Source organism: Clostridium thermosuccinogenes (assembly GCF_002896855.1).
Lineage (GTDB): Bacteria > Bacillota > Clostridia > Acetivibrionales > DSM-5807 > Pseudoclostridium > Pseudoclostridium thermosuccinogenes.
In genome coordinates, this window is sequence record NZ_CP021850.1 from 1,318,707 (window position 1) to 1,333,510 (window position 14,804).

A 14,804-nucleotide genomic window follows, 5' to 3' on the forward strand; every position below is an offset into this window, starting at 1 on the left:
CAGTGAATTTTCGTCTAAGCAAAAAATAAATGTCGTTCAAAAGAATAACTGATAAAAAAGAGAAGCTGATAAAGAGAAGGTATGCTATTAAGCTAAAGGAGTGCTGAAGTCCTGAGGGGTGCCAAAATCGAAAGAGCATGGGAAGTGAAAAATAATGGGAGTAACTTAAGGGCAAAAAATAGCTGCCTGGCAAAAGATATACTATTATGCTAAAGGGATGCTGAAAGCAGGTGGGCTGAGGAAATCGAAAAAGCAGGGGAAAGGTATAAAAAGAGGGAAAAATCCACAATATAGAATTCAAATGCTGCAGATTAATATACCATGCTTTTACTTCCGTTATTGGCATAATTGTGCTATACTATTTTCCAGATATTTATGCTCTAAAGGAGGACTGCTATGGATGCATATGAAAAATTCAGGTTCTGGCTGGAGAATGAGTATTTTGATGAAGAGACCCGGCGGGAACTTGATGAGATAAAGGATAACCCCAAGGAAATCGAAGAAAGGTTTTATAAGGATCTGGAATTCGGTACCGGGGGTCTCAGGGGGATAATAGGCGCCGGAACCAACAGGATCAATGTCTATACCGTGAGAAAAGCTTCCCAGGGTGTGGCAAATTATATAAGCCAAAAAGGTGAGGAAGCAAAGAAAAAAGGTATAGTTATAGCTTACGACTCCCGCCATAAATCACCGGAGCTGGCCCTGGAGACAGCTAAGGTGTTTGCCGGAAACGGAATAAAAGCATACCTTTTTGACGAGCTAAGGCCCACACCGGAATTATCCTTTGCCGTCAGAGAACTTAAAGCTTCGGCAGGTATTGTGATAACAGCGAGCCATAACCCCAAGCAGTATAACGGATACAAGGTTTATGGGGAGGACGGCGGGCAGCTTCCGTTGGAAGGCTCCAATGCCGTGCTGAAAGAGATCGACAGCATTGAAGACATAACCAAGGTCACTTTCATGGAAAAGGATGAAGCGCTGGAAAAAGGCTTGATTGAGATAATAGGCAGTCAAGTGGATGACTCATATATCTCAAAGCTGAAGACTCTTTCCATCAATCCGGAAATAGTGAAGGAAGTCGGCAAAGATTTCAGAATAATTTATACGCCGCTTCATGGAACCGGAAATAAACCTGTCCGCAGGATTTTAAACGAAACCGGATTTAAGAATGTGCTGGTGGTAAAGGAACAGGAGCTTCCGGATCCGGATTTTTCGACTGTAAAGTCTCCCAATCCGGAGGAAAAGGCTGCTTTTGCCCTGGCAATTGAGCTGGCCAAAAAGGAGAATGTCGACCTGATTATAGGTACTGACCCGGATTGCGACAGGGTCGGCGTGGTGGTCAGAAACGCCGTGGGTGAGTATGTGGTGCTCACCGGAAACCAGACAGGATGCCTGCTCCTGGAGTATATACTGTCCCAGAAAAAAGCAAAAGGAGAGCTTCCGCCCAATGGTTTTGTGGTAAAAACCATTGTTACCACAGAACTGGCCAGAAAGATAGCAGATAACTACAATGTGGAACTGGTGGAAGTGCTGACTGGCTTTAAATTCATCGGAGAGCAGATAAAGCTGCTGGATGAACAAGGCGACAAAAAATACCTGTTTGGTTTTGAAGAAAGCTATGGATATCTGGCCGGTACCTTTGCAAGGGACAAGGATGCGGTTGTGGCATCGATGCTCATCGCGGAGATGGCAGCATATTATAAGTCCCGGAACATGTCCCTCTATGAAGGGCTCCAGGAGATTTTCGAAAAGTACGGATATTCCCTGGAAGGATTGACTACCTTTACATTGGAGGGTAAGAGTGGACTGGAAAAGATAAAATATACAATGAATAAACTCAGAACTGAGGAAATTTCAAAGTTCGGCAATTTTGAGGCAAAGGCCATAAGGGATTATCAGGAAGGTTACAGGTACGATATCGCCAATAATCGTAAAGAAAGGCTTTCTCTTCCCCAATCCGATGTTTTGTATTATGAAATTTCGGATGGTTCATGGTTCTGTATAAGACCGTCGGGAACAGAGCCGAAAATCAAGATATATTATGGCGTATCAGAAAGCAGCTTGGAATTATCTGAGAAAAAGTTAAATGAATTACAGGATAGCGTATTATCCGTTGTGAAGGAAATGTTGTACTAATATAAAAAGGGGTGAGGGATTATGTCTTCTCATCCCTTTTCAATATTATAGGCCTGAAAGACTATGTTTTTTAGGACAAAAGAAGGTAGCATTCCATGACTAATAGGGTAAATAGTCAGTATTTTGCATTTTTATGCAGGATTTATTAAACGGCTGTCGAATATAACATTCATTCGGTGCATTGTTTAGGTAGGTTGAAGTGTAATATGCAGGGAATTTTAACTTAAAAAACAGTCATTTGTCATATTATAATTGCGGAGGAAAAAAATGCACAGATTGCCTTTTGATAGCTTAAAAGCAGGGGATAAACTTGCCAAGTCGGTTTTTAGCCATGAGGGAAGGAAACTGCTTCCGGTAGGCACCGTAGTTAATGAAGACCATTTAAATATACTTTACGAAAACAATATAAATGACGTATATATAGAAGATGATAATTCCTGCTTTATTAACCTGCCCAGGGCTTACTGCGAGGATACGCAAAAACAAGCCAAAATGCTTATGGAACAGCACTTGGAAAGCCGCTCTTTAGTTCCTCCGGTAAATAATCCCAAGGTGAAGGACACAATTTGCAAAATCATGGACGAAATGCTCGGAAGCGAAGACATAATCACATGCCTGGCCAATATGAAATTCCTTGATGAATATACTTTTGAGCATTCATTGAATGTCTGCCTGCTTTCCTTGGTTATGGGTATAGGCATTGGCTATAACCTGCGCAGACTGGAAGACCTTGGGGTGGGGGCAATCCTCCATGATGTCGGTAAACTGAGAATACCCGAAAGCATTCTGAAAAAGCCGGCAAAACTTACAGATGAGGAGTTCGAAGAGATAAAGAAGCATACCATTTATGGATATAAAATCCTCAAAGAAAACAAGGATATCAGCATGATTTCGGCATTTATCGCCATCGGACACCATGAGAGGTATGACGGAAGCGGGTATCCACTCCATATTAAGCGCAACAACATACACGAATGTGCGAGAATCGTTGCAGTAGCCGATGTTTTTGATGCTTTGAGCACGGACCGCGTTTACAGGAAAAAGATGAAGCTTAATGAAGTTATAGAGTATATTACAGATTTCAGCACAAACTATTTCGACCGGGATATAGTGAATAACTTTGTGGGCTGCCTGCCGCTGTATCAAGTGGGGACAGGCGTTATATTAAATACCGGAGAGCGGGGGCTGGTGGCCAATGCTAACAAGGTTATGCCCACAAGGCCCGTTGTGAAGATCATATACAACAGGAAGGGAATTAAGCTCAAAAGAAACTATAAAATCGACCTGACCAAGAAATCCAACGTGCTGATTGAAGGGGTTTGCGAACTATAGACTGACAAGCCTGATACATAATGAATCAAATATAATAAAGCCAAAGAGAAAGGTACAAAAAGATGCACTTGATGCATCTTTTTTTGAGTAAAAACGCTATGTAATGGTATAATTAAAGAAAAAGAAGTAGTAATCTGGAGGATGTTGTATAATGAATAATTCTGAAAACGTCAATACATCCGGTGATTTTGTCCATCTGCATGTGCATACCGAATACAGCCTGCTGGACGGAGCCAACAGGATAAAGGAACTTATAAGCCGCGCGGTGGAATTGGGCATGAAGAGCATGGCTATAACGGATCACGGTGTGATGTATGGCGTTGTGGATTTTTATAAGGAAGCTGTAAAAAACGGAATAAAGCCGATACTCGGATGTGAAATATACACTGCAAGAAAGAGCAGATTCGACAAGCAGCCCAATATAGATTCGGACCCGGGACACCTGGTGCTGCTGGCTAAAAATACGGTAGGCTATAAAAACCTCATGAAGATCGTTTCCATAGGCTTCACTGAAGGGTTTTACTATAAACCTCGAGTTGATATGGAAATCCTGGAAAAGTACAGTGAGGGGCTTATAGCCTTGAGCGCTTGCCTGTCGGGAGATATACCGAAAGCGCTTATACGGAATGAGTATGAAAAGGCAAAAGAAATAGCTTTGAAATTTAATGAAATATTCGGTCAGGATAATTTTTATCTTGAGCTGCAGATAAACGGCATAGAGGAACAGAATCTTGTCAACCAGAAGCTGATTAAATTAAGCAGGGAAACCGGCATACCTCTCATAGCGACAAACGATGCCCATTATTTAAGACGGGAAGACGCCAAAGCCCATGAAATACTGCTGTGCATACAGACGGGAAAGAGCATGGACGATGAGGACAGGATGAGGTTTTCCACCGATGAGGTATATGTCAAATCCGCTGAAGAAATGAGGCAGCTGTTTAAAAACATACCGGAAGCGGTGGATAATACGCTGAAGGTTGCTGAAAGATGCAATGTGGAGCTGGAATTTGACCAGCGGCATATGCCGGAATATAATGTGCCAAACGGTAAAGATCCTTATGAATATCTGAGGGAGCTGTGCTATGAAGGTCTGGAGCGCCTTTATGGGGAGAAAAAGGATCAGAATGTGGAGAGGCTTGAATATGAGCTTTCTGTTATAAAGCAGATGGGATATGTGGACTACTTCTTGATAGTCTGGGATTTTATCAAATATGCCAAGGATAACGGCATCATGGTGGGACCGGGCAGAGGCTCCGGAGCAGGGAGCATAGTCGCTTACTGCCTTGGAATCACAAGCATAGATCCTATAAAATACAATCTGCTTTTTGAAAGGTTCTTAAATCCGGAAAGAATAAGCATGCCGGATATAGACGTGGACTTTTGCTATGAGAGAAGGTCCGAAGTTATAGATTACGTCGTGAAAAAATACGGGGAGGACAGGGTGTCGCAAATAATCACCTTTGGTACCATGGCAGCCCGGGGAGCCATCAGGGATGTGGGCCGTGCCCTGAACATACCCTATAATGAAGTGGACAGCATTGCCAAGATGGTACCCTTCCAGATCGGCATGACCATAGACAAAGCCTTGGAAATCAATCCGGAACTGAGAAACCGGTATGAAAACGATGCGGTAATAGGGGAACTGATTGATACCGCAAAACAGCTGGAAGGAATGCCGCGGCACGCGTCGACCCACGCCGCAGGAGTGGTGATATCGAAAGAGCCGATAGTCAATTATGTGCCTTTGCAGAAAAACGAAGGCAACGTGACAACCCAATTCCCCATGGGCACCCTTGAGGAGCTGGGGCTTTTGAAAATGGATTTTCTTGGTCTCAGGACGCTTACAGTGATAAGAGATGCCTTGGAGCTCATCAGGAAGAACCATGGCAAGGAAATTGACATAAGCAGGCTGAAAATGGATGACCCTAAAGTGTTTAAAATGATTGGGGAGGGAAAGACCGCCGGGGTATTCCAGTTGGAAAGCGGCGGGATGACCCAGTTCATGAAGGAACTCCAGCCATCATCCCTGGAGGATATAATCGCGGGTATCTCCCTGTACCGTCCCGGGCCGATGGATCAGATACCCAGGTATATACAGAATAAAAGAGATCCTTCCAATATAAAATATGATCATCCTTTGCTGGAAAATATCCTTAATGTGACCTATGGATGCATGATCTATCAGGAGCAGGTTATGCAAATTGTCCGGGACCTTGCAGGATATTCCATGGGCAGGTCGGACCTGGTAAGAAGGGCAATGGCAAAGAAAAAGCACAGCGTCATGGAGCAGGAAAGGCAGAATTTCATTTACGGTATAACCGATGAAAAAGGGAATGTGCTTGTAAAGGGAGCCTTGAGGAACGGGGTGGATGAAAAAACTGCCAACAAGATATTTGATGAAATGATGGATTTTGCCAGCTACGCTTTCAACAAGTCCCATGCAGCTGCCTATGCGGTGGTGGCTTATCAGACGGCTTGGCTGAAATATTATTATCCGGTGGAATTCATGGCAGCGCTGCTCAACAGTTTTCTTGGAAGCAGTGAAAAGGTATCCCAGTATGTTTATGAATGCAAGACAATGAATATTGATGTACTGCCTCCCGACATAAATGAGAGCAATGTGAGGTTTACGGTTGCCGACGGAAAAATACGGTTTGGGCTGGCAGCAGTCAAAAATGTAGGAGAAAGCGCTGTTAAGGCTATAATTGAGGAAAGGGAAAGGAAAGGCTGCTTCAAAACCTTCAGGGATTTCTGCGAAAGGGTGGACGGAAAGGATGTAAATAAAAGGTGCGTCGAAAGCCTTATCAAGTGCGGAGCCTTTGACTCGATGAAGGTATATAGATCCCAGCTTATGGCCGTATATGAAAAAATGCTGGACGGTATACAGCAGGACAAAAAAAGGAATACAGACGGCCAATTGTCCCTTTTTGAGCTCTCCGGAGAAATGGAAGCCATGCTGGTGGCGCAGGAGGATTATCCGGATATTAAAGAATATCCCCAAAAAATGCTCCTGTCAATGGAGAAGGAGATGCTGGGCCTTTACATTTCCGGTCATCCTTTAAGCGAATATGAAAACGAAATCAAAGCGCAGGTTACGCTTTACAGCTCGGATTTGAATGAAAATATGCCGGGAGACGAAGTCGAATTTGGTATGACCGATATAAGAAATATAACGGACGGTATGCCGGTAATTGTTGGCGGAATAATAACCGGCAAGAAGACAAAAACTACAAAAAATAATAATATCATGGCTTTTGTGACTCTGGAAGACAATTACGGCTCCATGGAGATAATTGTTTTTCCCGCTGTTCTGGAAAGATACGCGTCTCTTCTCAAGGAGGAAAATATAGTATTAGTGCATGGCAGAATAAGCGTAAAAGAAGAGGAAGCTCCCAAAATTATCTGCGACGAAGTCAGACCTCTTGTAAAAACGGCATTCAGGAAGCTTTATATAAGGTACAACAGAGATCCGGACGACAAAGTGATGAGATCAACAATGTGCATGTTGAAGTACTTTAATGGAAATACTCCTGTTTGTATGTATAAAGAGGGAGATAAAAAGGCAAAGGTTCTGGGCAGGGAATTTTGGGTTAACTTGAATCAAAGCCTTTTATCAGAATTGAAGCTTCGTTTTGGAGAGGAGAATGTAAAGGTTGTTTAAAGGGGCAAAATCCTCTGTTACCAAATTAAATATTGATTTTTGATGGTAAATAATATATAGTTATGACAAGGTGTTTTTTAGGACTTTTTCTACTTCTGAAGGATCAACACCCATATTTTCGGAACTTTAGACATGAGCAAGGATGCGGTAGAGCAGGAATTGTCCCAATGAACGCCTGTGGAGATGCAGATTATGAGATTGATGAAGCAGGAAGCCTACGGTTTTAATCGTGGTAGGTTCACATAGGATGATTTTTGAATACAGGTTACAGTTGCATATTATAACGACGGAAGGAACTACTATAACTGTTCCGATACACCGTTTTCACAAAGCGGGGTACGTTTTATTGCCTCGTTATTATACAAAACAGAATGACCGATAATTTTCCTATAGATTGGCAATATATGCCGACTATATTTTAAAAGGGGCGTGTTTATATGTGGACTGTAGTGTATATGGCTCAGAGCAAGGAAATCGCCACAAAGCTACAAGAGTTGCTGACAAATGAAGGCATATTAGTGAAACTCAGGCCAATAAGCAAGAACCATGAAAACAACGATAACTATTTTGAGGTGCTGGTGCCTGAAGCAGAAGTAGAAGAAGCACATAGCGTCATCATTGAAAAGGGATATTGAATCAACTTGGCCGGTAGATATACCGGAATTATGAAGTATTCCCGTGTTTGTGACAGCATTCACGGGTTTGATATTTAATAAGGAGGTAATTTATGCCTGATATAAGAACTATAGGAGTCCTTACCAGCGGGGGAGATGCTCCCGGAATGAATGCAGCTATCAGAGCGGTAGTAAGAGCCGGGATTTTTTATGGGATGAAGGTTTTTGGAATCCAAAAGGGTTATAACGGCCTCATTCACGGGGATTTTACGGAAATGACCTTGAGATCTGTTTCGGATATCATACATAGGGGAGGAACAATTCTTCAGACGGCGAGATGTCCAGAGTTTAAAACAGAAGAGGGTATCCAAAAGGCTGTAGACATGGCTAGAGTCTTTGGAATTGATGCTATCGTAGTTATAGGTGGGGATGGTTCTTATCGAGGCGCCAGGGACTTAAGCAAGCATGGCTTAGGTGTAATTGGCTTGCCGGGTACTATTGACAATGATATTGGTTGTACCGATTATACCATCGGTTTTGATACCGCCTGCAACACCGTTCAGGAGGCCATAGACAAGATCCGGGATACCGCATATTCCCATGAGCGGTGCAGCGTTCTGGAAGTAATGGGCAGGCACGCAGGCTATATAGCCCTGAATGTGGGTATAGCCGGTGGCGCTGAAGTGGTTCTGCTTCCGGAGAAAAACTATGATATCACCAAGGATGTTATAAAGCCGATAATAGAAGGCAGAAACAGAGGAAAGAAGCATTATGTGGTCATTGTTGCCGAAGGTGTGGGTGGCGCAATTGAAATATCAAATGCGATAGAGGAAAAGACAGGTATAGAATCCAGAGCCACGATCTTGGGACATATCCAAAGAGGCGGCAGCCCTACGGTTTATGACAGGGTGATGGCCAGCAGAATGGGTGTGAAAGCGGTAGAGCTTCTCAAAAATAATATAACCAACAGAATAGTTGCCCTTAAGGATAATAAGATAGTTGATATAGAGATAAATGAAGCTTTGGAGATGAAAAAGAACATAGATGAAAGCGTGGTTGAGTTAAGCAGGATACTGGCCTTATAACAATTTATGGCTTTGTTGTGATTAAATACAGCTCTTTTAGCTTCAAAGCTTAGTGCGTCGTAAAATTGGTGATGAACTTTATTTAAAGATAAGTTTTATTAAAAATGAGGCAGCTGTGAGCGAAATTTGCACAGATTGCCCATTTTGGGCATTGAGCTTGAACTTCGATCATGGCAGAGTTGTGTTTGATCTAACTTATAACAAGCTTTCCTGACAGGTGGTTTTATGTTTATATCGGAGACACATTTTACAGTGCGCTACGCGGAAACAGATCAAATGGGTATAGTGCACCACTCCAACTACCCTATATGGTTTGAAGCAGGAAGAACAGACTTTATAAGAAAAATGGGTATGCCTTATTCCAGTATTGAGAAGGAAGGCCTGATGCTCCCTCTTCTTGAGTTGAAATGCAAGTTTCAGGCTCCGGCGAGGTATGAAGATGAGGTGGTGGTGAAGACTTGGATAAAGGAGGCCACTTATACCCGACTGACCTTTTCTTACGAAGTTATCAAGGCCGGAGAGAATGAAATTCTTACTCTTGGTGAAACTATGCATGTTTGGACGAATAGGGATTTAAAGCCTGTAAATATAAAAAAGAATGCCCCCCACATTTATGCGCTCATAATGGAGTGTATGAAGCTAGGTGATTGAACTTTGCCTACAAAAGCCATATCTTGAGCGTTAAGGATTAGGTAGTGAAATATGCTGGTAGCTAATATTTTTTATAGGTGGTGAGTTGGTGAATATCCCAAACATATTGACAGCATTAAGATTCGTTCTGATACCCATTTTCGGCTATGCCCTCTATAATGAGCATTATCTCGCTGCAATAATCCTGTTCACGTTGGGCGGGATCACGGATATATTGGATGGGTACATAGCCAGAAAGTATAATCTGGTGACTTCTTTTGGAAAACTTGCCGATCCGATAGCAGATAAGCTTATGCAGATTACAGCTCTGATTCTGATGACAATGCAGGAGCTAATACCTGGAGTTGTACTCATCGTCGTTGTTGCTAAAGAGATATTTATGGGATTGGGAAGTATTTCATTATATAAAAAGCACATAATTATTTCATCAAGCTGGTATGGCAAGCTTGCAACAGTGGTTTTCTATTTCGCCATAATTATGACCATCATATTCAAAATGAGCGATTTAAGCAATGGCTATGCTGATATGCTGGTAAAGATTTTTATCGGGATGGCGGTTGCTTCTACGCTGTTTGCCTTTGTAATGTATGTAATTTCCTATAGAAAAATAAGCAACAAATCAAAATAAAAGTCTTGGGCTGGCAATCCTTGCTTGACCGAAAGGTGACGGCAATTTCTGAAGACTGTATCTAAAGTTCCTGAAATAGATATGGTTTTCATGCCGTTGACAGGCGGCAATTTGCGAAAGCTGATTTATCAATTCCTATAGATGGCTGTATAACGGTCATATGCGATATGAAGTGTGTATATTCACAAATTTATGGTTTTATTTCGACAAGGCATTGTATTAATATATGCCAATGAGACAAAATGCTGAATCTTAGGAGTTTGGAATGTTCGGGTATATTCTTCCGGAAAAGCCGGAATTAAAGATAAAAGAATATGATTTGTACAGAGCTTATTACTGCGGCGTATGCAAATCTATAGCCAAGAGATACGGACAAGTCCCGAGGCTCACCCTTAATTATGATTCAACCTTTCTTGCCATATTACTGGCCTCAGTTTCGGAAGAAAAAAGAGATATCCGAATTGAGCGTTGCATTGCTCATCCGGTTAAGAAAAAGATTGTTGTAAGAAACAGTGAAATAATTGATTATGCATCAGACATGAACATAATTCTTGCGTATTATAAACTGGAAGACGACTGGAGAGATGAAAGGTCTTTAATATCCGGAGCGGCTTCACTATTTTTAAGGAACACTTATAAAAAGATCCGGAAGAAATATCAGGAAAAATGTGATATAATTTTGAGACGGTTGAACGAACTGGCAGCGCTGGAGAAGGAAAAATGCAATTCCATGGACAGAGCTGCGGAGCCTTTTGCAAAACTCATGGAAGAGATCATGCTTTACAGAAACGACCGGATGGATGAAAAGCATGCAAATATACTTAAATGGATGGGTTACAATATAGGTAAATGGATTTATATCATCGATGCATATAATGATCTGGAAGACGATATCAGGAATAATTCATACAACCCTTTTATTTACCAGTATAATTATACAGAGGGTGCAAAGGGCGATGTCTTAAGCTTTAAAAATAAAATAAGGGATAGAGTCGAATTCAACCTGGTATATGCTCTGAACCAGATAGCAAAGAGCTATGAGTTGATGGAAACCAGATGCAACAGGGGAATACTTGAAAATATTATTTATATGGGGATGCTGAGAAAAACAGAACAAATTCTTGGAATAGGGAGTTGTAAAGAAGTTGAGAAATCCGTATGAAGTATTGGGCATAAAAGAAGGAGCCAGCGAAGAAGAGATAAAAAAGGCATACAGGGAGCTTGTTAAGAAATATCATCCGGACCAGTACCATGACAATCCTCTGTCCGAACTTGCGGAAGAAAAGCTCAGGGAAATAAACGAAGCCTATGACTATTTGATGAAGAACCAGTCCGCCGGAAACAGGAGCGGTTCTTGGGGGCAGAGCTATGGGGGTAACGGAGGTTATGGTACAAATGAGTTTTACAATCAGGTAAGAAGGCACATTCAGACCGGAAACATCAGTGCGGCAGAAAGCATGCTGAACAGTACCAACGACAGGTCTGCCCAGTGGTATTATTTAAGAGGGTTGATATTTTTGCGCAAAGGCTGGTATGATGAAGCCTATAACAGCATTCAGATGGCTGTAAATATGGATCCTACAAACTTTGAATACAGGAATGCTCTGAATAATATGAGCATGAGAAATGCCACATACAGGGAAACAGCATACGGGAGTGGATATAACCGGAATGACGATCTTTGCGCCATATGCCAGTTCCTATGGTGTGCCGACTGCTGCTGCGAGTGTACCGGTGGGGATTTGATAGGATGCTGTTAGTTTTTACGGACGGCATTTTATGTTTTCAGATACCGGAGGTACTTTATGGAAACTGGTAACAATGTATCAAATTCGAAAAAGGTCACTTTAAGCGGTTTGTTGCTTGCTCTGGTTGTAATTACCCTTTTTCTTGCAACGGTTTCGCCGGTAAACGAAATGTCTTTATATGCTTTAAGCTCCTTTTTCGTTTCAGTGGTAATTATAGAGCTGGGAATAAAAGCCGGCTGGGCTTTTTATGCTGCATCGTGCCTGCTTTCCCTTATAATTCCCAATAAGGTGGCCTTGATACCCTACATCGTTTTTTTTGGATTGTACGGCATTGTAAAATTTTATATAGAAAAACTGAGCAAGTTGGCTCTGGAGTATATATTAAAGCTTATTTTCTTTAATATCTTTGTGGCTGTGACGGTATTGTATCTGAACCAGTTAATACCCGAAGGGTTTCAAAGGTATTCTATGTGGGCTTTGATTGTAGCCGCTGAATTGGTATTCGTTATCTACGATTATGCATATACGCTTTTTATTCAGTATTACAGGCACAGAATAAGAAACAGGCTTCGTATGTAAAGAGCCGGGGGTATCCTCGGCCCATCCGAAGTGTAACGCTTTTGGATTGTCAAAGATCGGTTTGATGACGCTCCGTAACTTGTGTATTGAAAAAGAAAAAATTATGTAATAGAATTATTGGTAAAATATGTTAACGGGGTGGAGCAGCCGATGACTGATATTACATACTCTATTGGCGTTTTTATCGTGATTCTGGCAGCCGGATGTGTTGTAAACCTGCTGGAAAGGCATTATGTTGTCCAGCTATCCGGGATTGCTTTCTTTGTCCTGTTTGCTGCTTTCAAGGCTTATCAAATAGTCGCCATACATGATTCCATATCCCCAAGTCAGCTTTACCAACTGCTTTTGCCGATGTTTTCAGGGATATGTGCCTGCCTTATAAGCATGGTGCTGGGGTTCTTTTTGTTTCCATCCCTGAGAAAGCGATTCAAGGACTAGGTTTTGCAGTTTCTATGCCTTTTTAAAAGCACTCCCCTTTCTGAATCATTTTGTAAAATTATGCTTAATAAAATTGATTTTCCTCAGATATTATAATAATATCTTATAAGTGGAAGAAATAATGTTCAGGAGGAGTTTTTTATGAATATACCAAGAAGTGAGTATCCGAGACCGCAGTTCTTTCGTGACAGTTGGCAATGCCTGAACGGCGAATGGGATTTTGCCTTTGATTTCGGCAAAAGCGGAAAGGATAGAGGATATTTTAAACCTGAAACCAAATTTGATAAAAAGATATTAGTTCCCTTTTGTCCCGAATCAAAACTGTCGGGCATAGAATGCAAGGATTTTCTTAATTCTGTCTGGTATAAAAGGACGATAACCTTGACGGAAGAACAATTAAAAAACAGGGTACTGCTTCATTTCGGAGCCGTTGATTATTACTGCACTGTTGCGATTAATGGCGAGATATGCGGCAGCCACAAGGGTGGCTACAGTTCCTTTTGCTTTGAAATTACTAAGTACCTGCATGTTGGGGAAAACACCATAACCGTCAATGCCGTGGATGAGCAGAGAAATGGCAAGCAGCCCCGGGGAAAGCAGTGCGGAGGATATTACTCGGCAGGTTGTGATTATACCCGCACAACAGGCATCTGGCAGACAGTATGGCTGGAGTTCGTCCCTGAAATATATCTGAAATCCGTAAAAATAATCACCGATTATAAAAACAATTCGGTATCCTTTACTGCCAAGGTTGATGGTGAAAGCAGCAACATGTCTTTATTGACCCGGATATTTTTTGAAGGCGAACTGCAGGCTGAAAAGGAGGTATCCTTAAATTGCGGCAGCACGCCATATTCGATGACGGTGGATAATGTCCGGCTGTGGGAGCCTGGAAACCCGAACCTGTATGATGTAGAATACATACTTTATGTAGATGGAAAAATGATGGACAAGGTGCAAAGCTATTTCGGATTCCGCACCGTCACGCTGGAAAACCACGCCATATACATAAACGGAAAGCCTGTGTATCAAAGGCTGGTGCTGGATCAAGGCTTTTATCCCGATGGTATATATACAGCCCCCAGTGATGCCGATCTTAAGAGGGATATCGAGCTTTCCATGGCGCTGGGCTTTAATGGAGCGAGACTTCACGAAAAAATGTTCGAGGAGCGCTATCTGTACTGGGCGGACCGGCTGGGATACATTGTGTGGGGAGAGCATGCCAATTGGGGCCTGGACATCACTACCTACGAAAGTCTGGCTAACTTCCTGCCTGAGTGGATGGAAACTTTGGAAAGGGATTTCAATCATCCGTCCATCGTAGGATGGTGCCCCTTCAATGAAACATGGGACTATAACCACCGCCGTCAGGACGACCGCGTGCTTTATACGGTGTACCAGGTGACGAAGGCTATCGACAGTACCCGGCCTGTGATTGACACCAGCGGTAATTTCCATGTGATTACCGATATTTACGATATCCATGATTATGAGCAGGATACGGAGATATTCACCAAGCGTTATGCTGCGGTGACCAAAGATGAGGTATATGAAACATTTCCGGACAGGCAGCGTTATGGAGGACAGCCGTATTTTGTCAGTGAATATGGAGGCATGTTCTGGGCTCCGTACGAAAAAGACGGTTGGGGATATGGCAAAGCTCCGGAGGATGAAAAAGAGTTTGCGAATCGTTATGCCAGCTTGACCAAGGCACTGATGGATAATGAAAATATATGTGCCTTCTGCTACACCCAGTTGTACGATGTGGAGCAGGAAAAGAACGGATTGTATACCTATGACCGCAAGCAGAAATTCTCTCCGGAAACTTATGAGCTTATCCGCAGCGTGAACCAGGCTGTTGCCGGAATTGAAAAAAAGAAATAATAAATAATAGAATTAAAAGAAATAATGAAATATTAAGAGGAATAT

12 protein-coding genes are annotated in these 14,804 nt (G+C 42.2%); all 12 read left to right on the forward strand.

The annotated features are described in order from the left end of the window. The first annotated feature begins 396 nt into the window (after positions 1–396). The 12 genes from CDO33_RS05715 to CDO33_RS05770 all read left to right on the forward strand — a co-directional run bounded on the left by CDO33_RS05715 (position 397) and on the right by CDO33_RS05770 (position 14,759). Complete coding sequence (locus CDO33_RS05715; protein WP_103080177.1) at positions 397–2,136, forward strand: phospho-sugar mutase; 1,740 nt, start codon at positions 397–399, stop codon at positions 2,134–2,136. Between the two features lie 267 nt (positions 2,137–2,403). Next, positions 2,404–3,468, forward strand: coding sequence for an HD-GYP domain-containing protein (locus CDO33_RS05720; protein ID WP_103080178.1), 1,065 nt, complete (start codon positions 2,404–2,406; stop codon positions 3,466–3,468). Between the two features lie 151 nt (positions 3,469–3,619). Further along, a complete protein-coding gene (locus CDO33_RS05725) occupies positions 3,620–7,132 on the forward strand; it encodes a DNA polymerase III subunit alpha (protein ID WP_103080179.1) in 3,513 nt (1,170 codons plus the stop codon). Between the two features lie 437 nt (positions 7,133–7,569). Continuing rightward, entirely contained in the window at positions 7,570–7,767 is a 198-nt protein-coding gene (locus CDO33_RS05730) for a hypothetical protein (protein WP_103080180.1), read from the forward strand. Between the two features lie 92 nt (positions 7,768–7,859). After that, the gene (pfkA, locus tag CDO33_RS05735) at positions 7,860–8,831 is read left to right on the forward strand and encodes a 6-phosphofructokinase (protein WP_103080181.1); all 972 of its coding nucleotides are present in this window, start codon (positions 7,860–7,862) and stop codon (positions 8,829–8,831) included. A gap of 225 nt (positions 8,832–9,056) precedes the next feature. After that, on the forward strand, positions 9,057–9,482 hold the full coding sequence (locus tag CDO33_RS05740; protein WP_103080182.1) for an acyl-CoA thioesterase: 426 nt from the start codon (positions 9,057–9,059) through the stop codon (positions 9,480–9,482). Between the two features lie 88 nt (positions 9,483–9,570). Continuing rightward, positions 9,571–10,110, forward strand: coding sequence for a CDP-diacylglycerol--glycerol-3-phosphate 3-phosphatidyltransferase (gene pgsA / locus CDO33_RS05745; protein ID WP_103080183.1), 540 nt, complete (start codon positions 9,571–9,573; stop codon positions 10,108–10,110). Between the two features lie 265 nt (positions 10,111–10,375). After that, positions 10,376–11,272: a DUF5685 family protein gene (locus tag CDO33_RS05750; RefSeq protein WP_103080184.1), complete on the forward strand. Its 897-nt coding sequence runs from the start codon at positions 10,376–10,378 to the stop codon at positions 11,270–11,272. Beyond that, positions 11,256–11,870, forward strand: a complete 615-nt coding sequence (locus tag CDO33_RS05755) for a J domain-containing protein (protein ID WP_103080185.1) — start codon at positions 11,256–11,258, stop codon at positions 11,868–11,870. The genes CDO33_RS05750 and CDO33_RS05755 overlap by 17 nt, the downstream gene beginning before the upstream one ends. Positions 11,871–11,915: 45 nt before the next feature. Continuing rightward, positions 11,916–12,437 carry a hypothetical protein gene (locus CDO33_RS05760; protein ID WP_103080186.1) on the forward strand — a complete coding sequence of 174 codons (522 nt, stop codon included), beginning with the start codon at positions 11,916–11,918 and terminating at the stop codon, positions 12,435–12,437. A gap of 150 nt (positions 12,438–12,587) precedes the next feature. Next, positions 12,588–12,875 carry a hypothetical protein gene (locus CDO33_RS05765; RefSeq protein ID WP_103080187.1) on the forward strand — a complete coding sequence of 96 codons (288 nt, stop codon included), beginning with the start codon at positions 12,588–12,590 and terminating at the stop codon, positions 12,873–12,875. 141 nt (positions 12,876–13,016) lie between these two features. Next, complete coding sequence (locus tag CDO33_RS05770) at positions 13,017–14,759, forward strand: glycoside hydrolase family 2 protein (protein ID WP_103080188.1); 1,743 nt, start codon at positions 13,017–13,019, stop codon at positions 14,757–14,759. Positions 14,760–14,804 lie beyond the last annotated feature (45 nt).